Raw genomic sequence first — 23,453 nt, forward strand, 5'->3', positions numbered from 1 at the left:
AAACTCTTCTCCTGTTTCAGCGTATCTTAACTGTTTTGGCTCAGCCTCACTCGTATGGACACCTCGGTCCAGCCGTCCCGACTCGGGGCGCGGTACCAGCATTCAGACGGGTGAGAGCAGGCAATGGACGACCTTCTCAGGGAATTTATTACTGAGACGAATGAAAGTCTCGATGTTGTAGACGTCGAGCTCGTCAAGTTCGAACAAGAACCAAACAACGCAACTATTCTCGATAACATTTTCCGACTTGTTCATACGATCAAGGGAACATGTGGCTTCCTCGGCTTACCACGCCTGGAGGGAATTGCACACGCGGCCGAGACGCTGATGGGCAAGTTTCGTGACGGGGCTCCCGTTACGCAGGAAGCTGTCTCTCTCATTCTTACCTCTATTGACCAGATCAAGGATATCCTTGGTGAGTTGGAAGAGGCTGGCGGTGAAGAACCGGCAGGTGATGACAGCGAGTTGATTTCCAAACTTGAGGCGATGTCTGCGAAAGCGGATGCAGCTATGTCCGGTGGTGCACCCGCAGAAGAAAAGGCCGAAGAAGATTCGGCTTCTGATGCCGATGCGATCAACGTGCCTGACCAGTCTCTTGAGCGCGAGTTGCGTCCAGGCGAAGTTTCGCTTGACGAACTTGAGCGCGCCTTCCGTGAAACGGAAATTGAAGTTGAGGTCGCAGAGTCGAACGTTGCTGCAGAAGCTTCGCCTGCGCCGGAACCGGCTCCAGCACCTGAGCCCGTAAAGGCTGAGTCAAAACCCGCTCCTGCGGCAAAGAAAGAGCCGGAGAAGAAAGAAGCGGAAAAGAAATCTGGCGGCGGTGGAAGTGTGTCCAGCCAGAGTATCCGAGTGGCGGTCGATACGCTCGAACATTTGATGACGATGGTGTCGGAGCTTGTGCTAACGCGCAACCAGCTTCTGGAGATTGTTCGTCGACATGAGGACAGTGAATTCAAGGTCCCGCTGCAGCGCCTTTCCAACGTAACTGCTGAGCTGCAGGAAGGGGTCATGGCGACCCGGATGCAGCCAATTGGAAATGCGTGGCAGAAGCTTCCACGTATCGTTCGGGATCTTAGTCAGGAACTTGATAAGCCGATCGAGCTGGAAATGATCGGTGCAGACACCGAACTGGACCGTCAAGTTCTTGAGATGATCAAGGATCCGCTGACACATATGGTTCGGAATTCGGCTGACCATGGGCTAGAAATGCCTGCGGACCGCCGCACGGCCGGTAAGCCGGACAAGGGCACAATTACTCTTGCGGCTTACCATGAAGGCGGTCATATCATCATCGAAGTTCGAGATGACGGTAAAGGCATCGACGTTGAGAAGGTGAAGGAGAAGGCTCTTGACAAGGGTCTGGCGACCGAAGCCGAACTCGACAAGATGTCCGACACACAGATTCAGAAGTTCATCTTCTCTGCGGGGTTCTCTACAGCCGCAGCCATCACCAGTGTTTCTGGTCGTGGCGTCGGCATGGACGTTGTACGCAACAACATCGAGCTGATTGGTGGTACAGTTGATCTGCGCTCTGTACAGGGCAAAGGTTCAAGCTTCATCATCAAAATTCCGCTGACATTGGCGATTGTTTCGACCTTGATCGTGGAAGCAGGTGGTGATCGTTTCGCTATTCCACAGTTGTCCGTTGTTGAATTGGTTCGTGTGCAGTCCAATTCTGAGCACCGCATCGAGCGGATCAAGGACACGCCGGTCCTACGGTTGCGGAACCAGTTGCTCCCACTTGTTCATCTCTCCTATCTTCTTGGCATTGCCGACGAAGATCATGCTGATGGTGAACTTGATACGGACAACGGCTTCATCGTCGTGATGCAGGTCGGCAGCCAAACCTTTGGTGTGGTTGTGGACGGTGTCTTCCATACCGAGGAAATCGTGGTCAAACCAATGTCCACGATGCTTCGCAACCTCACGATGTTCTCTGGGAACACCATTCTTGGTGACGGCTCGGTCATCATGATCGTCGATCCAAATGGTGTTGCAAGCGCGATGGCAAGTCATGCATCGAGCGCTGTGGCCGAGCAAACTTCAGAAGGTGAAGAGAAGCAGCGCCAAGTAGAAAGCAGCCAGAATGCTATTTCTCTTCTTCTGTTCCGCGCTGGCGCGCCAGAACCGAAGGCGGTGCCGCTGTCGCTGGTGACGCGTTTGGAAGAGTTTGATGTCTCCAAGATCGAACGCTCCAATGGCCGAGACCTTGTTCAGTACCGTGGTTCACTGATGCCATTGGTCTACATCAATGAAGGCGACCAGCATAAAGCCGAGGGGACACAGCCAATGCTTGTCTTCTCTGACTCAGGCCGTTCGATGGGGCTGGTTGTCGATGAGATTGTCGACATTGTCGAAGATCAGATGAATATCGAGGTCGGATCAGAGCGTGTTGGTGTTCTTGGTTCTGCCATCATCAAAGAGCGTGCAACTGAAATCATCGACCTTGGCTACTATCTGCCATTGGCCTTTGAAGACTGGTTCATGCGTAAAGAGATGGACATTCAAGCGCTTACAAAGAAAGTTCTGTTTGTCGACGACTCTTCCTTCTTCCGCAATATGTTAACGCCGGTTCTGAAGGCAGCTGGATATGACGTTACTGTCTGCAGCAGCCCGAAACAGGCTCTGGATCATCTCGAAGATGGTATGCGCTTCCACGCAGTGGTGAGTGATATCGAGATGCCTGAGATGAACGGCTTTGAATTCTGCGAAAGCCTGCGGCGTGATCCGCGTTATCGGGAGATGCCTGTTGTGGCACTCTCTTCGTTGATTACTCCGGCGTCCATCGAGAGAGGTCGTCAAGCAGGTTTTGACGACTATGTGGCGAAATTTGACCGACCTGGCCTGATTGCGGCGCTCAAAGAGGTCTTTTCCGGTGAAATGGGAGTTGCAGCATGACCGCAGCAGAAGACAACATTCAAGCAAGCGGTGACTCGATCCAGTATGTGACCGTGGTCATCGGCGGACAGTTGTTTGGACTGCCCATTTCTCAGGTCCATGATGTGTTCGTTCCCGATAGTGTGACAAGGGTACCTCTTTCGGCCCCGGAAGTGGCTGGTGTCCTGAATTTGCGTGGACGCATTGTGACCGCGATCAACATGCGCCGTCGCCTGCATCTTCCACCATTGGAAGACGAGCAGATGATGGCGGTAGGGATTGAGTACAAGAACGAGAGCTATGGCCTCGTCATCGACTCCGTCGGTGAAGTGCTGACTTTGCCGACCGATAATGCTGAACCAAATCCGACCAACCTTGACAAGCGCTGGGCGGAAATCGCCGGAGGCGTTCACCGTTTGGATGGTCAGCTGATGGTTATTCTGGATGTAGACCGTCTTCTCGGCTCGATGTTCACCGAGCCGGTGGCAGCATAGTTGTACCTGGGTTGAACAGATCGGAGAAAAACCCAATGAAACAGTGCCTTGTAGTCGATGACTCCAGCGTTATCCGTAAGGTTGCCCGCCGTATTCTCGAAGACTTGAACTTCGAGATTACCGAGGCAGAGGATGGCCAACAGGCTCTAGACGAGTGCCGGAAAAACATGCCGGACGCGATCCTGCTTGACTGGAACATGCCGGTTATGGACGGTCTTGAGTTCTTGACCAGCCTGCGCGGTGAAGACGGTGGTGAGAATCCAATCGTTGTATTTTGTACGACTGAAAATGATGTTGCGCATATCGCCCGAGCCATTCGGGCCGGTGCAAATGAATACATCATGAAACCCTTCGACCGAGAAATTGTCGAAGCCAAGTTTCAGGAAGTCGGCTTGATTTAACCGCACGGCGGAACTTTAGATGGCGATAGCTCAAGAAAAAATAGGATCCGGTGCGCGGCCGGACGCAGACCCTATTCGGGTGATGGTCGTCGATGACGCTGTCGTCATTCGGGGTTTGTTGAGCCGATGGATTGATGCTGATCCGGCTCTGACTGTTGTTGGATCGCACCGAAATGGGAAACTCGCGGTCGAGGATATCGAGAAAAGCAATCCCCATGTGGTTGTTCTCGATATCGAAATGCCCGAGATGGACGGCATGACGGCCCTACCGCTCATGCTTGCTAAAAAACGCGATCTCGTGGTGATTATGGCATCCACGCTGACACGGCGAAATGCTGAGGTCAGCTTGAAGGCCCTATCACTCGGGGCCGCGGATTACGTTCCCAAACCGGAATCAACCTCGGAGGTCACGACATCTGTCGACTTCCGGCGTGAGTTGATTGAAAAGGTGAAGGTACTCGGGCAGCAAGCCTTGCGCGCCCGCGCTCCTGCTGCGCCGCCAAAGGTGATGCGGGCGCAAACCACCAAGCCAACACCGACAGCTTCGGCAGCAACAAGCCCTGTTTCCGCTGCACAATCGGCTCCCAAGCCGATCAATACGCGGGACGCGTTTCGTGCGAGACCGACACCCGCCGCAGCTGCTGCGCCTGCTCTGGAAACGGATGTCAAGTATCAATTCAAGCCTTACTCGGCTTCAAAGCCCCGGATATTGGCAATTGGCTCTTCGACCGGTGGACCGCAAGCATTGCAGCAGGTCATCCGTTCTGTCGGCACAGCCATGAGTGATATCCCGGTGGTTGTGACACAACATATGCCGCCGACTTTTACGTCGATTCTTGCTGAGCATCTCGGTAAGGCCGCCATGCGACCTTCAAAAGAAGGTGAAGATGGCGAGCATCTGAAGCCAGGGCATATTTATGTTGCGCCTGGGGGCAAGCATATGATCCTGGAAAAGGACGGGGCCGGGGGGGTTATCCGGTTAAATGACGGACCGCCGGTAAATTTCTGTAAGCCTGCAGTCGACCCGCTCTTTGAGAGCGTGGCGAATGTTTACGGGTCCGCGACGCTAGGTCTTATTCTTACGGGAATGGGGCAAGATGGCGCCGAGGGCGTTCGACGGATTTCCGCAGCAGGCGGAAGCGTTGTTACACAAGATGAGGCCACCAGTGTTGTTTGGGGAATGCCCGGCGCAGCCGCACATACAAATATGTGCAGTGATGTTCTGCCGCTTGGTGAAATTGGCCCCAAAGTCGCACGCGTCATTAAAGGGATGTCCCGATGACTCCGATTGAATTCGATTTTCTAAAAAAGTTCCTGAAGGACCGCTCTGGCCTCGTATTGAGCGACGATAAACAATATCTGGTCGAGAGCAGGCTCCTTCCAATTGCCAACAACTCCGGTTTGGAGACCTTGAGCAAGCTTGTGCAAGAGTTGCAACGGCCGGGAAGTCGGAAGCTGCAGGAAGATGTCGTCGAAGCGATGACGACTAATGAATCCTTCTTTTTCCGTGACAAAACGCCGTTTGATAACTTCAAAGAGATCATGATGCCGCATATGCTTGAGGCGCGTGGTTCAAGCAGATCGGTGAAGATTTGGTGTGCGGCGGCCTCCACTGGGCAGGAGCCATATTCCCTGGCAATTTGCCTAAAGGAGATGGGGCCGAAACTGGCTGGCTGGCGCACGCGTATCGTAGGAACGGATCTTTCTGCAGAAGTGTTGGAGAAGGCTAAGGCTGGTCTTTACAGCCAGTTTGAAGTGCAGCGCGGCCTGCCAATCCAGCTATTGCTGAAGTACTTCGAACAAAAGGGTGACCTTTGGCAAATTGATGCTGGCATCAAGGCGATGGTTGAGCTGAGTAAACTCAATCTTCTAGAGAATTTCTCCCATATGGGTGAGTTCGACATCATCTTCTGCCGTAACGTTCTGATTTATTTTGATCAGGCAACCAAATCCGAGATTCTCGGCCGGCTGGCTAAGCTGATGCCAGAGGACGGTTACCTGGTGCTTGGAGCTGCGGAAACTGTTGTCGGTTTGACCGATGCGTTCAAACCGGTGTCTGGCAAACGTGGTTTGTTCCAACGGAATTCTACAGCCGGTGTTTCCGCAGCGCGTACTCGTCCGCTTGCAGCAGGTCTTGCCGGTCGCGTTTAAGCAATCTGGCTTTTGAAATAATGAAAAGGCGGTCGTTAAACGATCGCTTTTCTTATTGCCAGAATCTTAGACATGTTAAGTAGCGTGTTGAGTGCCGCATTGTCTGTAGCTATACGATGGGCAGTCGAGGCAAAGGTGGCAGATATCGATCCATGATGATGGCGCGAAAGCCGTGGTGCCTTGTGGAACAATCCGACATGGTCAGACTGTTCGGTTACACCATTAAGCCGCTTCGGCGTTAATCGTGTTTTGCATCCGCCATAAGCCTAATTCATCGCCGGTTGTCCGCCGGGCGCGTCTGCGCTATAAGGGAATTCACGTACTGGTGTGTTTCGATCGGGTAATCGTACTATCGGTGGGTTGAGCGGCTACGACACATGTTGTGGCCGCTTTTTTATTTCATGAAACGGAAAAAGCCCCCGAAATTCGGAGGCTCTTTGATTTTTTGATATGCCGATAGGGCGCTTATTAAGCGGCTTGCTCGACTTCCGGCTCGCGAAGAACGTAACCACGACCCCAAACGGTTTCGATGTAGTTCTTGCCTGAGGCTGCAGAGGCAAGCTTTTTACGTAGCTTACAAATGAAGACGTCGATGATCTTCAGCTCCGGCTCGTCCATACCGCCATACAGATGGTTCAGGAACATCTCTTTCGTCAGGGTTGTGCCCTTACGGAGTGAGAGAAGCTCCAGCATCTGGTATTCTTTACCTGTCAGGTGAACGCGCTGACCGGAAACCTCAACTGTTTTGGTGTCGAGGTTGACCTTCAGGTCGCCGGTTACGATCACTGACTGGGCATGACCCTTGGAGCGGCGAACAATTGCGTGAATGCGCGCTACCAGCTCATCCTTATGGAAGGGCTTGGTCATGTAGTCGTCGGCACCAAAGCCGAGACCGCGAACCTTATCTTCGATACCTGCGTTACCGGAAAGGATAAGGATCGGTGTCTTAACCTTTGAAACGCGAAGTGTGCGCAGAACCTCATAACCGGACATGTCCGGAAGATTGAGATCCAGCATAATAATGTCGTAATCGTACAGTTTGCCGAGGTCGATACCTTCCTCGCCAAGATCTGTCGTGTAGACGTTGAAGTTCTCGGACTTGAGCATAAGCTCAATGCTCTGCGCTGTGGCGCTGTCATCCTCAATCAACAATACACGCATGCCAATCCCCTTATGATGCCTATCCTGGGCAAGTCGCAACGGCTGTGTCGGCGCCTGCTACGAAGGACTGTGTTAACCCCGACCCAATCTTAGATCATTAATGGTTAACAAATTCTGATTCATAGCTGCAAGCGAAGCGCGGACGAATCTGTTAACAACGCTCAAAGTGTTGAGTCCCCAGAAAAATCCGGGTTATCAACTCTTAATGTTCTTGTTTAAGAAACCGGAATAGCCGACTCTAACAAGACTCGTTTTGACAACACTTGCGAACCTCGAATTGGCGCTCGCCCAACGACGTTCTATTCGTTAACATTAACCAGAGTCGTAAACGATCCGTTACCAAATGCCTCTAGGTTGGTAAGGAAATGGTCATGAAAGCGCTTTTTTCTGAAATTGATTCGCTAATGACCACCAAAATCTATGGTCGGGTCGTCGCGGTTCAGGGATTGCTGGTCGAGGTTGCCGGTCCGATCCACGAAATGAGCGTCGGTTCGCTTCTTATGATTGAAATTGGTGAAGACCAACCCAAAGTCCCGGCTGAAGTCGTTGGGTTTCGGGATAATCACGCCTTATGCATGCCCTTTTCCGGACTTGAAGGCGTGCGGATGGGCTGCAAGGCAGTCATTCATGCGCGGGAAAGCGTCGTGCACCCTTCAGACGCATGGCTTGGTCGCGTCATCAATGCCATGGGTGAGCCGATCGACGGAAAGGGTGAGTTGCCTCGCGGCGAAGCACCCCGTTGGATGAGGGCTGCTCCACCACCCGCTTCTGAACGCGCCCGGGTTGGCCCGCCGCTGGATCTCGGTGTTCGGGCGCTCAATACCTTCGTCACCTGCTGCCAAGGGCAAAGAATGGGGATATTTGCTGGCTCTGGTGTCGGCAAATCCGTGCTCATGTCAATGCTAGCACGCAATACGGACTGCGATATTTCCGTTATTGGCCTGATTGGGGAGCGGGGGCGCGAAGTTCAGGAATTCATCGAAGACGACTTGGGTGAGGAAGGTCTCGCGCGGTCTGTTGTCGTTGTTGCAACGTCTGATGAAAGCGTGCTCATGCGCCGTCAGGCTGCATATCTGACTATGACGATGGCGGAGCACTTTCGTGATGAAGGGCAAAATGTCCTTTGTATGATGGACTCCATCACGCGTTTTGCCATGGCTCAACGGGAAATTGGCCTTTCCATCGGAGAGCCGCCAACCTCTAAAGGGTACACCCCCACAGTCTTTACCGAGTTGCCGCGTTTGCTGGAACGTGCTGGCCCGGGCCTTGTTGGGAAAGGGTCGATCACGGGGCTGTTCACGGTTCTGGTCGAAGGGGACAATCACAACGAGCCGGTTGCTGATGCGGTGCGCGGTATTTTGGATGGGCACGTTGTTATGGAACGGTCGATTGCCGAGCGTGGGCGCTATCCGGCCATAAATGTGTTAAAGTCTGTGTCGAGGACCATGCCTCGCTGTGTGCCGGAGGAGTATCAGCCGATCTTGCGCAAGGCGAAGCAGCTGCTTTCTACATACACTGATATGGAGGAATTGATTCGGCTTGGAGCTTATCGCAAGGGGTCTGATGCGACCGTAGATGAGGCGATTAGCCGTTTTGAGCCTATCGAAACCTTTCTAAATCAACGAAAAGGCGAAGCAACATCCCTATCAGAAGGTTATTTGCAACTTGCCAACCTTTTGGAAATGACTCCGAGCTAACATGGGTCTGTTAGGGGAGTATTGAGTGATGAAAACCCGAGACAGTCTGATCCGCCTGAAGCGGTTTCAGGTCGATGACAAAAGACGGCAACTCGCGCAAATCGAATCCATGGTTGCGGAGTTCAATCGCATGGCTGACGAGCTTGATGATCAAATCAGGTCCGAGCAGGAGCGGGTGGGGATTACCGACGTTACGCATTTTGCTTATCCAACTTTTGCCAAGGCAGCTGCGACGCGACGGGATAACCTGCGAAACTCTGCGCATGAGTTGGATGATCAGTTGACCCGTGCTCAGGATGAGCTGGCGGAAGCGATTGAAGAACTCAAGAAGTTCGAGCAGTTGGAAGAACGTGATCAGCAACGAGAGCGTACGGCAGCTGAGTTGGCCGAGCAGGAACAGCTGGACGAAATTGCCGGGCGATTACGCTCCCGCGTCTAGTTATTTTATGCCTTTGTGAGACTGTCGCAGCGGTGTGATCGCCGCTGAAGGGCTTGTTTTGTCCCGCGGTTATCCTGGTGTTGAACAAATTTCATTCGTTACATTGGCGATCTGTCACTTTTTGAGGGGCGGATGCCTTTCGGTTGCCTGATTGGTTGCGGCAAAATCGGTTCTATGTAAGGCAGTGCGAGGGGCTTTTTCATCGGCCTTGGTCTTGTCACTCCGTTAGAGCGCTTTCCTCATGCGTCTACTGCTTGCCATTTTGCTGCCTGTCGCAACTTTTTCATTCGCTCTTGGATTAACGTTGCCGCTGATGAAACTAGAGCGTCTTTATTTTCTCGAAGATACGCCGTCCCTCTTGGAAATCGTGGAGGGCCTTTGGCTGGATGGGGAGCCTGTGTTGGCGGCCATCATCCTGTTGTTTTCGATATTTTTTCCAGCAGCGAAGATCGTTTTGACCCATGTGGCAGCGCTAAAGGGGAGCTCGGGTCGGTCGCTATCGGTGCTATCAGCGATTGGAAAGTGGTCGATGCTGGATGTGATGCTTGTGGCGCTTGTGCTTTTTGCTGCAAAAACTAGCGGGTTGGCCGCAGCGTCCGCATTGCCGGGACTATGGTTCTATGCTCTGGCGACGATAGCGACAGCTGCTGCGGCCACTCTTTGTCGACGACAGTAGTTTTTCGCTGAGCTCAAAGCGAATAGGAACAACCTGTTGAGGCGTCACATCTAGTTGAACGCCGCCAGGTGTTTGCGACGTTTGCGTGAGCGATCCCGTGGTTCACGTTTTTTCCGTTTGGCGGCAAAGAACCGTTCGCGAGGTTCTTCATTGAGGGATGGTGAATGCGTTTCAGTTTGGCTTTGTTTGGCATCGAGGAGGGCTTGAAACTCAGCAATCCATTCTTCGGCTTTGGCCATTGAAAAGCGCATCTTGCGACACCGAACCTGCGCCAGCATCGCGAACGTGCTGAGATCAAGACCGGCAGTGAGGCAGAAACTGGCGGCTCTGTCTGCGGGGCCATTGAAAAGCAGGGTCCGAACCTTTTCGTTCGCTGTTCGGGTGTCTCGGCTCAGATAAGTCGCAACATGCTCCAGTCGCTCATCCTGCAGCAAAACGCTGATTACCTCGTTCACCTCGACATTGGTCACTTGGCATTTTGACCACAGTTTAGAGGTATCATTTCCAGCCAGTGTATCGCCAAGAGACTTTCGGACCTGTTTGAGCCGCACCATGCGCTTTTTCTGCGCCGGTGTGAACGAGCTTTTGATCCGGTTTCTCAGCTGCGATTGGATCACCTTGTCCACATTCGGCATCAACTGTTCGCAGATGCTGGGTGTCAGGTCTGGGCGCAGGAAAAGGGTCTCCAAAAACGCGGGATCGGTTTTCAGTCTATGTATCAGATTGAGGAAAGATGTGGCGGATAGGCGAACCTGATCATTTCCAGTTAGTCGAACGTGTGTCTTCTTTGAACCACGAACGACGATAACATCTGTGATTTTGACCGTGAGGTCGGGCCGTTCTGCGAGAATTTGTAGATGGGCATCATCGAGGCGTGAGGCCAGATCCAGAAGATCACCCTCGGAGAAGCCAAAAAACTCAGCCAGGATCGGCGCTGCGATTCGGATGTGATCTTCTGCCAGCCGTTTTGCAAACTCGACCGGCATGTTGGCATAGGGAGCGATCTTGTGCGCTATGCGCTCAAGATCTTGCTTGGGTGTGGTGTCATAAAGTACGAGCGCGATCTCACCGAAAACCGACATGTCGGTGTCAGTGCAATCATGGATTTTTGCGATGACCGTATCTGTGACTGCAGGCAAAAGTTGTTTCCGGGAGTCCGGAGACCGATCTTTCGCCAGTTTCACAAGGTTCAATTCCATTGCTCAACCTCTTGGCAACAGACTGACTTACATATCCTTATTTAATGTTACCGAATGCATAAAATTTATTTGCTTTTTCTGTTCAATTAGGGTGCTAATATTGTAAATCGTATTCGTATGTAATTTTTATATAAGTATTCGTATTTTTATCTTGTATGCATTGATTACTTTGCGACAGATCATAAAATTCATGTGGTTACAAAATTTTGGTTCCTCCTCCGATTGTAATAGGCTGGAAACTTACGCTACTTGATGGTCAAATTTGCTGACTACACCTTGTCTGCCGAGCAGGATTCGTATGCGCCTTTCTCTCATGTTTATAGTGCTTCTTTGGGCATTTCTGACAATTTCAAGCCCCGGGTTTGCTCAAGATGGAGTGTCTCAATCAAACCCTGATGCATCTGTTTCTGAAGAAACAGCCGCAGATGCGTTACTCAAAATCCTGGAAGATCCTGCAGAACGAGATGCCTTGATTCAGGAATTGAAGAAGGCGCGTGCTAAATCGGAGACAACTGTTGATGACGAAGGAGCTTCCAATGAAGCCGCGCCGATAGAACAGGAAAATCAGCCGCTTTCTACAGTCCTTGCACAGTATACGACGGCTATGGCCGAGGATCTTGATGGTTATGTTCACAAAGCTGCCCAGATATTATCCGGTGTTACGCGGCTTTTAAAGGGTGAGATAACCATCAATACAGAGCGGGCTATACACGGCGGATTAAACGTTCTTTTTCTACTTGTTTGTGCATCGATTGTTTATTGGTTTGGGCAAAAGCTCTTCAGACGTTTTCAGGGGCGTATGGCGTCAAAGTACTCGAGAAGTTCTTGGTTTTCACGTGGTTTTGTTTTAATAATGCTGTCCGTTGTGGATGCTCTCACCGTATTTCTCTCTTGTATTATTGCTCTCGGTTTATTTCTCGTTCCGTTTATTCTTCTGGAGCGTCAGGATTATTTGTTGGACGCTGCGTTGGATGCCTTCTGGGCTGTGGGAATAGCGAGGGTTGTGCTGAGGTTTGTATTCTCGCCTTTCCAGTCGGCCCTTCGGCCATTGCCCTTCAGCGATGAATACGCGCATTTTTGGTACAGGAAGCTGTTTCAGATCTCGATTGTGCTTGGATATGGCCTGCTGCTGGCGGTGCCTTATGTGAACATTGCATCATCATTTGTCATTGGGAATGCACTGCGATTTGTCTTAGTCGCTGGGACAACGCTCTATACTATCGGTTTAATATACAGATCTCGAGAATGGGTGGCTGAAGGGGTCAGCGGATATGCCGAGCGCATGAGCAACTCTTTGGCTCGACAAACTGTAACCGGCATCGGATTCTTGTGGCATTGGATTGCGATGGCATACGTTTCCACGTTGTTCATGCTTTGGTTTACAAGGCCATTTGATGCGATTGAGATTGCGGTTCGATCCACCGGCTTTTCTGTTCTCGTTATCATGATTGGGTTCTTGATCTCTTTGGCTATTACTAAGCCAATCACGAACGGGATTCGCTTGCCAGACAACGTCAAGAGGACCCTGCCTGCACTCGAGGGGCGTCTGAACGCTTTTGTCCCGACAATTCTCAAGTTCCTTCGGTTCATCGTTTTTTTATCGACGGTTTTGGTGTTGCTCGATATCTGGTCAGTCACCAATTTTTCCATCTGGCTTATGAGCTCGCAGGGTGAGAATTTTGTGGGTCGTTTCCTGTCGGCAATTCTTGTGATCGTCGTGGCTTTTGCCATCTGGCTTGCGGTGATGGCGTGGATTGATTTGCGGCTGCGGGCGCGTAGCGGTTATGTGGTGACAGCGCGTGAGCGCACCTTGTTTCAGTTGTTCCGAAATGCCTTCACCATGATCATTCTGGTGATGGCGGCGTTGCTGGCGCTTTCGGAAGTCGGGATCAATATCGGTCCGTTGATTGCCGGTGCCGGTGTCGTCGGTCTGGCGATTTCGTTTGGTGCGCAAACTCTGGTGAAGGACATTATCACTGGCGCGTTCATTCAGATCGAAAATGCCATTAATGAAGGTGATGTTGTCACTGTCGCTGGCGTGACCGGTGTCGTGGAGCGTTTGACAGTGCGCTCTGTTCGGATTCGCGATCTGGATGGGACTGCGCACATCGTTCCGTTCTCATCGGTCGATATGGTCGCCAACTTCATGCGGGACTTTTCCTACCATGTTGCCGTGATTGGCGTGTCGTATGACACCGATATTCGCAAAGCCAAGGCGGCGATGGTGGAGGCCTTTGAACGCTTGAAGGCGAGCGACACCGGGGTCAACATACTCGGTGATCTGGAAATGCATGGCGTTACCATGTTCGGAGACAGTGCGATCAACATCCGGGCTCGGATCAAGACTTTGCCCGGCGAGCAATGGGGCGTTGGCCGCGCGTATAACGAGTTTGTCAAAGACGTCTTTGATGAAACAGGCATCGAAATTCCGTTCCCACAAGTCACCTATCATATGGCTGGAGGTGACGACGTTCCGGTTCGAAAAAAGGTCCGGCCTAAGCAGAGCGTCAACGAGGCCGAGCCTGAAAACAGCGCTGTTCAGGATGGGCCAGCTGACGATGGACCGGCAGGAGATCACCGATAGTACGAACAGTTCAAGCTGGTCTTGCACTGCAGGGATATTCATGGCGTGGAAAATCTTTGCGTGCTTTCATTGAATTTCGATAGCTTTCGCTTTATTTTCGTTTTCATTCTAAATCGCGTGTGCGACTGCTTGGGAGCGTTTAATGAAGGCCGACTATGATCTGCTTGTGATCGGTGGTGGGATCAATGGTGCAGGCATTGCCCGCGATGCAGCTGGACGCGGTGTATCGGTCTGTCTTGCAGAAATGGGTGATTTGGCCGGCGCGACATCATCAGCTTCGACGAAGCTGATCCATGGTGGGCTCCGGTATCTGGAGTACTACGAGTTTGATCTTGTACGTAAAGCCTTGAAAGAACGTGAGGTCTTGTGGAAGCTTGCGCCGCACATTGCTTGGCCCATGCGCTTTATTCTTCCGCATCACAAGGACTTGCGCCCGGCCTGGTTGTTGCGTCTCGGTTTGTTCCTTTACGACCATATTGGCGGTCGCAAACTTCTGCCCGCGACAAAGACTGTGAAACTTGATGGTGGGCCGTTGGCTCAAGGGCTGGCCAGTGGATTTCGGAAAGGTTTCGAATATTCCGATTGCTGGGTCGAAGATGCGCGTTTGGTTGTGTTGAATGCACGCGATGCCGCGAACCGCGGAGCAGATATTTGTGTTCGGACCAAATGCGTCAGTGCTCGGCGCGAGGGAGATCACTGGTTGGCTACTTTAAAGGATCTCGACAGTGGTGAAGAGCGTATCATCACCGCGTCGGTTCTTGTAAACGCTGCTGGCCCGTGGGTCGCGGATATGTTGTCCGGAGTGGTTGGCGCCAATCGCAAGTCAAATGTGCGCCTCGTTAAAGGCAGCCACATAGTTGTGCCGCGATTGTTTGAGCATGATCGCTGTTTCATTTTCCAAAATGCCGATGGTCGCATTATTTTCGCCATTCCTTATGAACAAGACTTCACACTCATCGGAACCACGGATGTCGATTATGGGGGGGATCCGGGGGCTGTACGGATCGACGATCGTGAAGTTCGATATATGTGCGAGGCGGTGAGCGAGTATCTGGAAAAACCGGTGCAGCCGGAAGACGTTGTTCACACCTATTCCGGCGTTCGTCCTCTTTATGATGACGGGGCAAGTGAAGCAAAAGCGGCCACGCGGGACTATGTGTTGGAGTTGGATGGTGGCGAGGGGAAACCTCCCATGCTTTCGGTCTTCGGCGGAAAGATAACGACCTACCGGAAGCTGGCGGAGCATGTCCTAAGCAAGCTCGATCCTTATCTCACCTTCAAAAAGGGTGAATGGACCGCAACTGAAGCGTTGCCCGGAGGCGGGTTTCCGGTTTTGTCATTCGATGACGAAGTGAAACAACTGCACACACGGTATGGCTTCCTGTCTGCTAAAACGGCGATGCGTCTTGTGCGGGCTTACGGATTGGACGCTGCAGAGCTCTTGGGAGAGGCTGGATCGCTTGAGGACCTGGGCACAGCGTTCGGGGCAGATCTCTATCAGCGCGAAGTTGATTGGTTGATGGCGCGGGAGTGGGCACGCTGTGCAGATGATGTTCTGTGGCGCCGATCCAAACTTGGTCTGCGCTTGACGGCGGAAGAGGTGGAGAAGCTCGACGCATATATGGCAAGTGCCTTGCGTGAGCATTCCGGGGCAGCTGCCTGCTAAGCGGGCTTAATTGGAAAAAGGGCTTGCAATACGCATCGGAACTATGTCCGATTTTCGGGAATGAAAACAGGCGCTATGGGAGGCGACATGGCCGGAGCTGTGTTGGCAATTGATCAGGGAACGACGTCCAGCAGGGCAATTGTTTTTGGGTCTGACTTCAGTATTTTGGGTGTGGGGCAGCAGGAGTTCACCCAGCATTTTCCGAAATCTGGCTGGGTTGAACATAACCCGTCTGATTTGCTGACCAGTACACTGGCCGTGTGCAAAGAGGCATTGAGCAGTTCTGGCGTCGCGGCGACAAATATTGCAGCCATCGGAATTACCAATCAACGCGAAACAACTCTGGTCTGGGACCGGCAAACGGGTGAGCCGGTTTATAATGCCATTGTGTGGCAGGACCGGCGTACATCCGAGTTTTGTGCAAGCTTGCGTTCAAAGGGCCTGGAGGCTGAGTTCACGAAGAAGACAGGGCTACTCCTCGACCCCTATTTCTCGGGAACCAAGATTGCCTGGATTCTCGATAACGTTGAGGGTGCCCGCGCCCGCGCAGAGCGTGGGGACTTGCTGTTTGGAACTGTCGACACCTGGCTGATCTGGAATCTGACCGGGCGCAAGCGGTTTGTGACCGATACGACCAATGCCTCACGAACGTTGATCTACAACATTCATGAAAACGCGTGGGACGAGTGTCTCTGCGGCCACCTTGGCATTCCGACATCAATGTTGCCCGAGGTTCTCGATAGCGCAGATGAGTTCGGTGTTGCGGAACAGGAGCATTTGGGTGCGGCTCTTCCGATCCTTGGTGTGGCAGGTGATCAACAGGCGGCCACGGTTGGTCAGGCGTGTTTTGAGCCGGGGATGGTCAAGTCGACCTATGGCACGGGCTGTTTTGCCATAATGAACACCGGGACAAATGCGGTTGCTTCAAACAATCGCCTTCTCACGACAATTGCCTATCGCTTGAACGGGCAGACAACATATGCCCTTGAAGGGTCGATTTTTGTTGCAGGTGCTGCGGTTCAGTGGCTCAGAGATGGTCTTGGCATTATCGAGTCAGCCGGCGAAACGCAGGAATTGGCAGAGCAGGCAGACCCCAATCAGGAAGTCTATCTGGTGCCCGCGTTTGTCGGGCTTGGTGCGCCCTATTGGGATGCAGATGCTCGCGGTGCTCTGTTTGGCCTAACCCGAAACACGGGACCAAAGGAGCTGGCGCAGGCAACTCTGCGCAGTGTTGGCTACCAGACTTACGATCTTGTTGAGGCGATGAAAAAGGATTGGTCCGCGGAAGGCTCGACTGTGTTGCGCGTTGATGGCGGCATGACAGCGTCGGATTGGACCATGCAATTTTTGGCTGACATCCTTCAAGCGCCAGTGGACCGCCCTGAAGTTCTCGAAACAACGGCACTTGGGGCTGCGTGGTTGGCTGGGTCCCGCGCTGGCGTTTGGCCGGATCAAGAAGAGTTTGCAAAGGCCTGGAAGCTTCAGCATCGCTTTGAAGCAAGAATGAGCGCTGAAAACTGCACACAGCTGGTTGCAGGATGGAAAGACGCTATTCGCAGGACCAGGTCTTCGTGAAGTCCTCCTTTGCAGGATGCTGAAAGCCAGCTCTCTGCTTTTGCGATGACTTTGCCAAGCTGACCGGACGCCGCAGCACCTTACGCTGTGGCGAATTTAGTGTTGCGTCGATCAATAATTCGATTATTCTCGAACTATGGAAAAGAATGATGCATTGGCTGCACTGGCGGCCCTTGGACAGGAAACCCGGCTTGATGTTTTTCGTCTTCTGGTGCGTGCCGGAGGAGAGGGTGCATGTGCTGGCGTCATTGCGGACAAGCTGGATGTTCGATCCAATACGCTTTCCACTCACTTGAGCAATCTGGTGCGAGCAGGGCTAGTGGTTTCGCGCCGGGAAGGGCGCTCCATTCGATTTTACGCTCGAATGGATGGAATGACGGAGCTTGTCACATTCCTGTTGCAAGACTGTTGCAATGGACAGCCTGACCTTTGCTCGCCAATCGCTGATCTTGCGGCCTCTTGTGTCGAAACAAGCTCCAAGTCGAATCCCTTTCAATCTTGATGGAACTTCCTATGCGTAACGTCCTGTTTGTGTGCACGGCCAATTCGGCGCGATCAGTTTTGGGGGAGGCGTTGCTCCGACATAAGGGAGAAGGGCGTTTCCAAACGTACTCCGCCGGGTCAACACCGCGCGGCACCGTCAACCCCGATGCATTGACCTGCCTTCAACGCCACGGGCTGCCAACAGAAGGATTTCGGTCCAAAAGTTGGGACGAGTTTTCTGAAGCTGGCGGTCCGGAAATGGACTTGATCATCACCGTGTGTGACAGCGCAGCAGGAGAGGTCTGCCCGGTCTGGCTTGGACATCCCATGGTGGTTCATTGGGGTATACCTGATCCGGCGTCTGCTGAAGGTGACAACGAAAAACGCGGTGCTGCATTTGACTTTGCCTATGAGCATCTGTCTCGGCGGATTGATGCCTTGCTTGAATTGGGCGACGGCATTTTCTCGGCTTCAGATGGTCGCGCTCAAGTCAATGCAATTGGTCAGATACAGGACTAAGGGGAGCTCCATGTCTGCTTACACGTTATCACGCCGGTTGGCGGCGGAATTCCTCGGAACAGGCTTGTTGGTTTGTACGGTCGTCGGGTCCGGGATCATGGCAGACAAATTGTCTGATGATGTGGCTGTGTCCTTGTTGGGCAATACCATCCCGACAGGAGCCATCCTTGTGGTGCTCATCACCATTTTGGGGCCGATTTCCGGCGCGCACTTTAATCCGGCTGTGACATTTGCCTTTTGGCTAAAGCGCGAAATCAAGCTCCCGGAAGCGGTCAAATATGTGATCCTACAAATCCTTGGAGGGATTACCGGTGCTCTGATCGCTCACGTCATGTTTGATTTGCCGGTACTGCAGACGTCCACCACTGTGCGCACGGGCGTGGCTCAGTGGGTGGCGGAAATTGTCGGTACCTTTGGTCTGCTTGCGACCATCTTTGGTGGTTTGAAGTTTCGGCAAGAGGCCATTCCGATGCTGGTGGGGCTCTATATCACAGCAGCGTACTGGTTCACTGCCTCGACGTCTTTCGCCAATCCGGCCGTTGCCATTTCCCGGAGTTTCACCGACACGTTCTCCGGTATTCGCCCGGTTGACCTCCCGGGGTTCATCACTGCCGAATTGATCGGGGCCGCGATTGCCGTTTATGTGATTGGCTGGCTGTTGACCTCTCATAATGATCAAACAGATTAAGAGCGCTTCTATTCGATCAAGGCGATGGCCTGAGCTTTCATGTAAGTCATCAGCCCTTCAGCCTTCGCTTTGGCGTCCACTTCGTCGCCTGCCTCAATTGCCTGCATCACGTCAACATGATGGCTTGCAGCTGGGCCAAGCTCCTGCTCTCCCAAATATCGGTACCAGAAACGCCGGCTTTGGGTCTGCAGCGGAGCAACTGCCTGAACCGCAAAAGGGTTGCACGATGCCTTTGCAACGATTTCGTCAAACTGTTTGTCGAGACGTTGAAAACTCATCAGGTCGGAGCTGATCACTGCGCTTCGCATGTCTTCCGCGCAGGCCTTCAATGCGTCCCTTTGCTCCCGGCTCGCAAGGCGGGCTGCAGCACCGGCTAGCAAAATTTCGAGCGGATGTCTGGCGCTTAGAACCTTCACAAAATCTGCCGGATTGATATCGGCGACAACAATCCCGAGCCTTGGTCTGATGATGAGCAAACCCTCCCAGGCGAGGCGCTGCAACGCTTCGCGTATGGGTGTTCGACCCATTTGAAGATCATCCGTCAGTTTGCTTTCCGTCAGCGTTTCGCCTGGCTTCAGCTGAAGAGTGACGATGTCTTCTTCCAGTTTTCGATAGGCGATTGCTGCCCGGCTCTCGATATCGGTCATGCGTTTGGGAGCGTTCTCACGTGGTTATCTTTCTAGATATCCTACTGATATATCAGATGTTGACAAATGGAATTTTGAGCTGCAACTTTTTCTCCAACAAAGAATAAATGGGAGTAGAGCCAATGTGGCAGGGCGTTTTTCCAGCTGTGACAACGAAATTTACCGCTGACGACAAGTTGAATCATGCGGAAATGGAGCGCTGCTTTGCCCTCCAGATGGAGGCTGGCTGCGACGGCATGATTGTATGCGGCTCCCTAGGTGAAGCCATGGCATTGGAAGCGGAGGAAAAGCTGGAGATCCTGAAGCTTGCCAAGAGTGTTGCGGGGGGCAAGCCTGTTCTCATGACCGTTTGCGATAGCAGCACAAAACGGGCTGCCAAGAATGCACAAGCTGCTGCCTCAGCAGGTGCGGACGGGCTAATGGTCTTGCCGGGAGTGCCTTACAAATCTGCCCCACATGAAACGGTTGCCCATCTTTCAAGTGTGACCAAGGCCGCAGGCCTGCCGGTGATGATCTACAACAATCCGGTCGCTTACGGTGTTGATGTTTCGCTCGACATGTTCGAAGAGCTGGGCAAGGACGATCTTGTTGTCGCGATGAAGGAATCGACCGATGACATTCGCCGTGTGACCGATGTGATCAATCGGTTCGGGGATCGATTTGATGTCTTTACTGGCGTCGATAATCTGGCGCTTGAAAGCCTGATGGTTGGGGCGATTGGTTGGGTTGCCGGACTAGTGGTGGCGTTCCCGAAGGAAACAGTTGCGATTTATCAGCTGCACAAGGCCGGACGCATTGATGAGGCCCTTCAAATTTACCGGTGGTTCCGGCCTTTGCTTGACCTCGATGTGTCGACAAATCTGGTTCAGAATATCAAACTGGCAGAACTGCATGCGCTTGGCTCTAATGACCGTTGCCGTCAGCCTCGTCTCCCACTGCATGGAGCGGAGCGGGGCCGGGTGGAAGCGGTGATAAAAGACGCGATTGCGTGCCGACCTGAACTCCCGACAGTCTGAGAGGGACCGGAATGACCGGGCAGCGGGTTCATATTGTTGGGGCTGGTATTGTCGGTCTGGCAACTGCTGCGGCCCTTGTTCAGCGTGGCTGTTCTGTCACCATTTTTGACCGCGAGGGCGTGGCAGCTGGTGCCAGCCGAGGCAATGCCGCGGCAATAGCCTGGACTGATGTTGCACCGTTGGCATCTCCCGGGATCTGGAAAGAAGCGATTGGCTGGCTGGCCGATCCGCTTGGGCCGCTTTCGGTTCGCCCAGCCTATAGCTTGAAGATCCTGCCGTGGATGCTGCGGTTTTTGGCAGCTTCTTCGAAGTCACGTGTTGAGGCGAGCACTCAGGCTCTTGCAGCTCTCAATGGTGAAGCCTATCCGGCATGGGACAGGCTGTGGAAAGCGTCTGGAACTCACAATCAGGTGCGGCATGAAGGTTGTCTTGAGGTCTTTGATAATGAAGCAAAGCTTCAACGGGCGCGTCCTTCATGGGCGGAGCAACGCAGATATGGCATCGATGTCACGGAGCTTTCAGGTGATGACCTTCGAGCCCAAGAACCTGAGCTGTCGGATCATGTGGTCGGTGGTGCCTTGTTGCCGGGTTGGACGCAAGTAGACGATCCTTTGCACCTTTGCCAGAGCCTTGCTAGTTGGTTGAAAGAGCAGGGTGTGCTGTTCGAGTTGGCCGATGTGAGCGCGATTGTTCCGACAGAACATGGAGCCGATGTGCGGCTTGTCTCGGGCGAGACCCATCCGGCGGATCATGTCGTTGTGGCGTGTGGGCCTTGGTCGAGAATGCTCGCCAGTCAGCTTGGGGATGCGGTCCCGCTTGATACAGAGCGCGGCTATAACATCACAGTGCCAAGTCCCGGATTGAAGCTGAGACGGTTTGTGATGTTGCCGGGGCACGGCTTTGTCTTGTCTCCACTCTCCACAGGGCTTCGGATTGGCGGAGCAGTCGAGTTCGGTGGACTAGAGCTTGCGCCCAACTGGAAACGGGTCGATGCGATGATCACCAAGGCGAAATCGCTGTTTCCAAATCTCGATGCTTCTAAAGGGGAGCGCTGGATGGGCTTTCGGCCCTCTTTGCCTGACAGTTTGCCGGTGATCGGACCGGCCTCTGCATCCAACCGGGTTACCTATGCTTTTGGGCATGCACATCACGGATTGACACAGGCTGCAACGACGGGCGAACTGATCACTGCGCTGGTGATCGGAGAAAAACCGGCTGTTGATTTGTTACCCTTCAGCGCACAGCGCTTTTAGCCAAAAAGGCTCGTCATGGCACGTCATACGTTTTTCTGTCTGGATGGGCATACTTGCGGCAATCCGGTTCGCCTCGTCGCAGGGGGGGGACCTAGGATCAAAGCGGACAGCATGTTTGAGCGCCGTCAAAAATTTCTGGCGGACTATGATTGGGTGCGCACCGGCCTGATGTTTGAGCCGCGCGGCCACGACATGATGTCTGGCTCCATTCTCTATCCGCCATCTTCGGATGAGTATGATGTCGGGGTGCTGTTTATCGAAACTTCCGGCTGCCTGCCGATGTGCGGCCATGGCACAATCGGCACTGTCACTATGGCTCTGGAAGAGGGCTTGCTGCAACCGGCAACGCCGGGGATTGCGCGCCTCGAAACACCGGCTGGTCTGGTGCTGGCGGAATATGAAATGGAAGAGGGTTTCGTCACCTCGGTGCAGTTGACCAATGTGCCCTCTTTTTTGGCAGAAACTGATCTGGAAATTGACTGCCCCGACCTTGGTCGGATTACCTTCGATGTTGCCTATGGCGGAAACTTTTACGCCATTGTTGAGCCTCAGGAGAATTTCGCCGGCGTGGGCAAGGTTTCAATCGAGCAGCTCTTGACCATCAGCCCCGCATTGCGGACGCAGATCAACGAGGCTCAATCAGTTCAACACCCGGAAAATCCAGCAATTGGTACCATCACGCATATTCAGTGGACGGGCCCTGCCGAACACCCTGAGGCGGACGCACGAAATGCTGTGTTTTATGGTGACAAAGCCATTGATCGCAGTCCATGCGGGACCGGCACATCCGCGCGAATGGCACAACTTCATGCTCGCGGAAAGCTGAAGGTTGGTGACAGTTTCGTTCATGAAAGCGTTATCGGCTCTCTCTTTACCGGTGGGGTGAAGGAGGAAGTCCAGATCGGAGACACAACCGGGATCCGCCCAACCATTCGTGGTTGGGCTCTGAAGACTGGAACAAGCACGATTACGCTTGATGAGCGAGATCCCTATATGACCGGCTTTTCCGTAACCGGTACGGGTGTCAAACGCTACCCTCGACCTACTCAGTCCTCATAGCCCAGGATGATTTGACCAGCTCCAGGAAAGGCCCGGGCGTAATATATCGCCGAGGCTGAAGGGCGGGCTGTTGACGTCCGGTCCGAACCCATATTTGCGGTGCAGGGATTGATAGAAGAACAATTGCATTTCCTTGACCGGCGAAATCAGAACGCCTTCCGGTTTTGCGTTTTCGATAAAAAGGTCAGTGGCATCTGGTAATTTTCTGGGAACAGGAACGCCGAGTTTTGCGGCTGTTGAGGTAACAACCTCTTCCCACCGGTCCCAATCACCTGCAATTTCTGGATCAGTATTCACCGCTTCAGAGAGTGCGGTTTCCAGGTCTGATCCTGATCGACCTGCTTCTTGTTCTTGATTTCCGCTCTGAAGTCGCAGAACGGGCAGGTTGCTTGAAGACACTGTGGTGAGTGGGATGTGATCCAACTCCCAGACCGGATTGTATTGGACTTGCTGTTCCACCAGTGATTTCCCGATCAAAATGGCAAGATCGATCAAGACACCATGCCAAAAGGGGCGGAGGGTCAGTTCAGTAGCTGTGGTTGCAAACAGTTTGTGGATGCTGTTGGCATCGCTGTTCTTTGGAAGGTTGGGTTCTATGTTGGTCTGAATAAAGTCGCCGACCTTGTCCCAGTCTGTGGCACTGCACGGTTCCCGCGAAATCGCATGCGAAGAAAGCAGATTACCGATTTCTGCCTGCCGTTCGTCCGCCGTGTGCAGGAAGGCGAACATAAAACCATCCACACCAATCCTGTCGCTATGTTCCGGATAAACATGGTCAGGCGGATCAAAGGCCCGATAGTCACCTTTTTTAAAAGCGAACTCGGTTCCGCTTTCTTTTTGAATGGAGCGGAAATCAAACACCCTTGTT

At 52.9% G+C, this 23,453-nt stretch carries 21 protein-coding genes; 17 read left to right on the forward strand and 4 right to left on the reverse strand.

Going from position 1 to position 23,453, the window contains the following annotated elements:
- Positions 1-123 precede the first annotated feature (123 nt).
- The 5 genes from TRICHSKD4_RS14430 to TRICHSKD4_RS14450 are packed head-to-tail and all read left to right on the forward strand — an operon-like array spanning position 124 to position 5,923.
- Complete coding sequence (locus TRICHSKD4_RS14430; protein ID WP_009759697.1) at positions 124-2,898, forward strand: chemotaxis protein CheW; 2,775 nt, start codon at positions 124-126, stop codon at positions 2,896-2,898.
- Positions 2,895-3,371 carry a chemotaxis protein CheW gene (locus tag TRICHSKD4_RS14435; protein WP_009759698.1) on the forward strand — a complete coding sequence of 159 codons (477 nt, stop codon included), beginning with the start codon at positions 2,895-2,897 and terminating at the stop codon, positions 3,369-3,371. Before TRICHSKD4_RS14430 ends, TRICHSKD4_RS14435 begins: the two co-directional genes overlap by 4 nt.
- A 35-nt stretch (positions 3,372-3,406) precedes the next feature.
- Positions 3,407-3,772 carry a PleD family two-component system response regulator gene (locus tag TRICHSKD4_RS14440; protein ID WP_009759699.1) on the forward strand — a complete coding sequence of 122 codons (366 nt, stop codon included), beginning with the start codon at positions 3,407-3,409 and terminating at the stop codon, positions 3,770-3,772.
- A 19-nt stretch (positions 3,773-3,791) separates the two neighbouring features.
- Positions 3,792-5,054 carry a chemotaxis response regulator protein-glutamate methylesterase gene (locus TRICHSKD4_RS14445; RefSeq protein WP_009759700.1) on the forward strand — a complete coding sequence of 421 codons (1,263 nt, stop codon included), beginning with the start codon at positions 3,792-3,794 and terminating at the stop codon, positions 5,052-5,054.
- On the forward strand, positions 5,051-5,923 hold the full coding sequence (locus TRICHSKD4_RS14450; RefSeq protein ID WP_009759701.1) for a protein-glutamate O-methyltransferase CheR: 873 nt from the start codon (positions 5,051-5,053) through the stop codon (positions 5,921-5,923). Before TRICHSKD4_RS14445 ends, TRICHSKD4_RS14450 begins: the two co-directional genes overlap by 4 nt.
- Positions 5,924-6,391: 468 nt before the next feature.
- Here TRICHSKD4_RS14450 and ctrA read toward each other — a convergent pair whose 3' ends face one another.
- The gene (ctrA, locus tag TRICHSKD4_RS14455) at positions 6,392-7,084 is read right to left on the reverse strand and encodes a response regulator transcription factor CtrA (protein WP_009759703.1); all 693 of its coding nucleotides are present in this window, start codon (positions 7,082-7,084) and stop codon (positions 6,392-6,394) included.
- Between the two features lie 371 nt (positions 7,085-7,455).
- On the opposite strand from ctrA, the gene fliI reads away from it, so the two are divergent.
- From fliI to TRICHSKD4_RS14470, 3 genes are all read left to right on the forward strand, one after another.
- Positions 7,456-8,781 carry a flagellar protein export ATPase FliI gene (fliI, locus tag TRICHSKD4_RS14460; protein WP_009759704.1) on the forward strand — a complete coding sequence of 442 codons (1,326 nt, stop codon included), beginning with the start codon at positions 7,456-7,458 and terminating at the stop codon, positions 8,779-8,781.
- Between the two features lie 28 nt (positions 8,782-8,809).
- Positions 8,810-9,220, forward strand: coding sequence for a flagellar export protein FliJ (gene fliJ / locus TRICHSKD4_RS14465; protein ID WP_009759705.1), 411 nt, complete (start codon positions 8,810-8,812; stop codon positions 9,218-9,220).
- Between the two features lie 241 nt (positions 9,221-9,461).
- Positions 9,462-9,896, forward strand: a complete 435-nt coding sequence (locus TRICHSKD4_RS14470; protein WP_040616905.1) for a paraquat-inducible protein A — start codon at positions 9,462-9,464, stop codon at positions 9,894-9,896.
- Between the two features lie 50 nt (positions 9,897-9,946).
- On the opposite strand, the gene TRICHSKD4_RS14475 is transcribed toward TRICHSKD4_RS14470, so the two are convergent.
- Complete coding sequence (locus TRICHSKD4_RS14475) at positions 9,947-11,095, reverse strand: DUF2336 domain-containing protein (RefSeq protein ID WP_040616906.1); 1,149 nt, start codon at positions 11,093-11,095, stop codon at positions 9,947-9,949.
- 298 nt (positions 11,096-11,393) lie between these two features.
- Here TRICHSKD4_RS14475 and TRICHSKD4_RS14480 point away from each other — a divergent pair, with 298 nt between their 5' ends.
- The 6 genes from TRICHSKD4_RS14480 (at position 11,394) to TRICHSKD4_RS14505 (ending at position 18,610) form a co-directional block, all read left to right on the forward strand.
- A complete protein-coding gene (locus tag TRICHSKD4_RS14480) occupies positions 11,394-13,679 on the forward strand; it encodes a mechanosensitive ion channel domain-containing protein (RefSeq protein ID WP_009759709.1) in 2,286 nt (761 codons plus the stop codon).
- A gap of 142 nt (positions 13,680-13,821) precedes the next feature.
- Positions 13,822-15,345 carry a glycerol-3-phosphate dehydrogenase gene (gene glpD, locus TRICHSKD4_RS14485; protein ID WP_009759710.1) on the forward strand — a complete coding sequence of 508 codons (1,524 nt, stop codon included), beginning with the start codon at positions 13,822-13,824 and terminating at the stop codon, positions 15,343-15,345.
- An 87-nt stretch (positions 15,346-15,432) separates the two neighbouring features.
- On the forward strand, positions 15,433-16,920 hold the full coding sequence (gene glpK, locus TRICHSKD4_RS14490; RefSeq protein WP_040616941.1) for a glycerol kinase GlpK: 1,488 nt from the start codon (positions 15,433-15,435) through the stop codon (positions 16,918-16,920).
- A 136-nt stretch (positions 16,921-17,056) separates the two neighbouring features.
- Positions 17,057-17,422, forward strand: a complete 366-nt coding sequence (locus TRICHSKD4_RS14495) for a helix-turn-helix transcriptional regulator (protein WP_009759712.1) — start codon at positions 17,057-17,059, stop codon at positions 17,420-17,422.
- Between the two features lie 11 nt (positions 17,423-17,433).
- Positions 17,434-17,922 carry an arsenate reductase ArsC gene (locus TRICHSKD4_RS14500; RefSeq protein WP_009759713.1) on the forward strand — a complete coding sequence of 163 codons (489 nt, stop codon included), beginning with the start codon at positions 17,434-17,436 and terminating at the stop codon, positions 17,920-17,922.
- Between the two features lie 10 nt (positions 17,923-17,932).
- Positions 17,933-18,610, forward strand: coding sequence for an MIP/aquaporin family protein (locus tag TRICHSKD4_RS14505; RefSeq protein ID WP_009759714.1), 678 nt, complete (start codon positions 17,933-17,935; stop codon positions 18,608-18,610).
- A gap of 8 nt (positions 18,611-18,618) precedes the next feature.
- Here TRICHSKD4_RS14505 and TRICHSKD4_RS14510 read toward each other — a convergent pair whose 3' ends face one another.
- Entirely contained in the window at positions 18,619-19,257 is a 639-nt protein-coding gene (locus tag TRICHSKD4_RS14510) for a GntR family transcriptional regulator (RefSeq protein ID WP_009759715.1), read from the reverse strand.
- 122 nt (positions 19,258-19,379) lie between these two features.
- Here TRICHSKD4_RS14510 and TRICHSKD4_RS14515 point away from each other — a divergent pair, with 122 nt between their 5' ends.
- Genes TRICHSKD4_RS14515 through TRICHSKD4_RS14525 form a run of 3 tightly spaced genes read left to right on the forward strand, consistent with a single transcriptional unit; the run spans position 19,380 to position 22,585 of the window.
- Positions 19,380-20,273, forward strand: coding sequence for a dihydrodipicolinate synthase family protein (locus TRICHSKD4_RS14515; protein ID WP_009759716.1), 894 nt, complete (start codon positions 19,380-19,382; stop codon positions 20,271-20,273).
- An 11-nt stretch (positions 20,274-20,284) separates the two neighbouring features.
- On the forward strand, positions 20,285-21,526 hold the full coding sequence (locus TRICHSKD4_RS14520) for an FAD-binding oxidoreductase (protein ID WP_009759717.1): 1,242 nt from the start codon (positions 20,285-20,287) through the stop codon (positions 21,524-21,526).
- Positions 21,527-21,541: 15 nt separating this feature from the next.
- Positions 21,542-22,585 carry a 4-hydroxyproline epimerase gene (locus TRICHSKD4_RS14525; RefSeq protein WP_009759718.1) on the forward strand — a complete coding sequence of 348 codons (1,044 nt, stop codon included), beginning with the start codon at positions 21,542-21,544 and terminating at the stop codon, positions 22,583-22,585.
- On the opposite strand, the gene TRICHSKD4_RS14530 is transcribed toward TRICHSKD4_RS14525, so the two are convergent.
- Positions 22,580-23,446 (reverse strand): hypothetical protein, encoded by an 867-nt coding sequence (locus TRICHSKD4_RS14530; RefSeq protein WP_139052131.1) that lies wholly within the window; start codon positions 23,444-23,446, stop codon positions 22,580-22,582. The genes TRICHSKD4_RS14525 and TRICHSKD4_RS14530 overlap by 6 nt on opposite strands.
- Positions 23,447-23,453 lie beyond the last annotated feature (7 nt).

Origin of the sequence: Roseibium sp. TrichSKD4, from assembly GCF_000148725.1 — a bacterium.
Lineage (GTDB): Bacteria > Pseudomonadota > Alphaproteobacteria > Rhizobiales > Stappiaceae > Roseibium.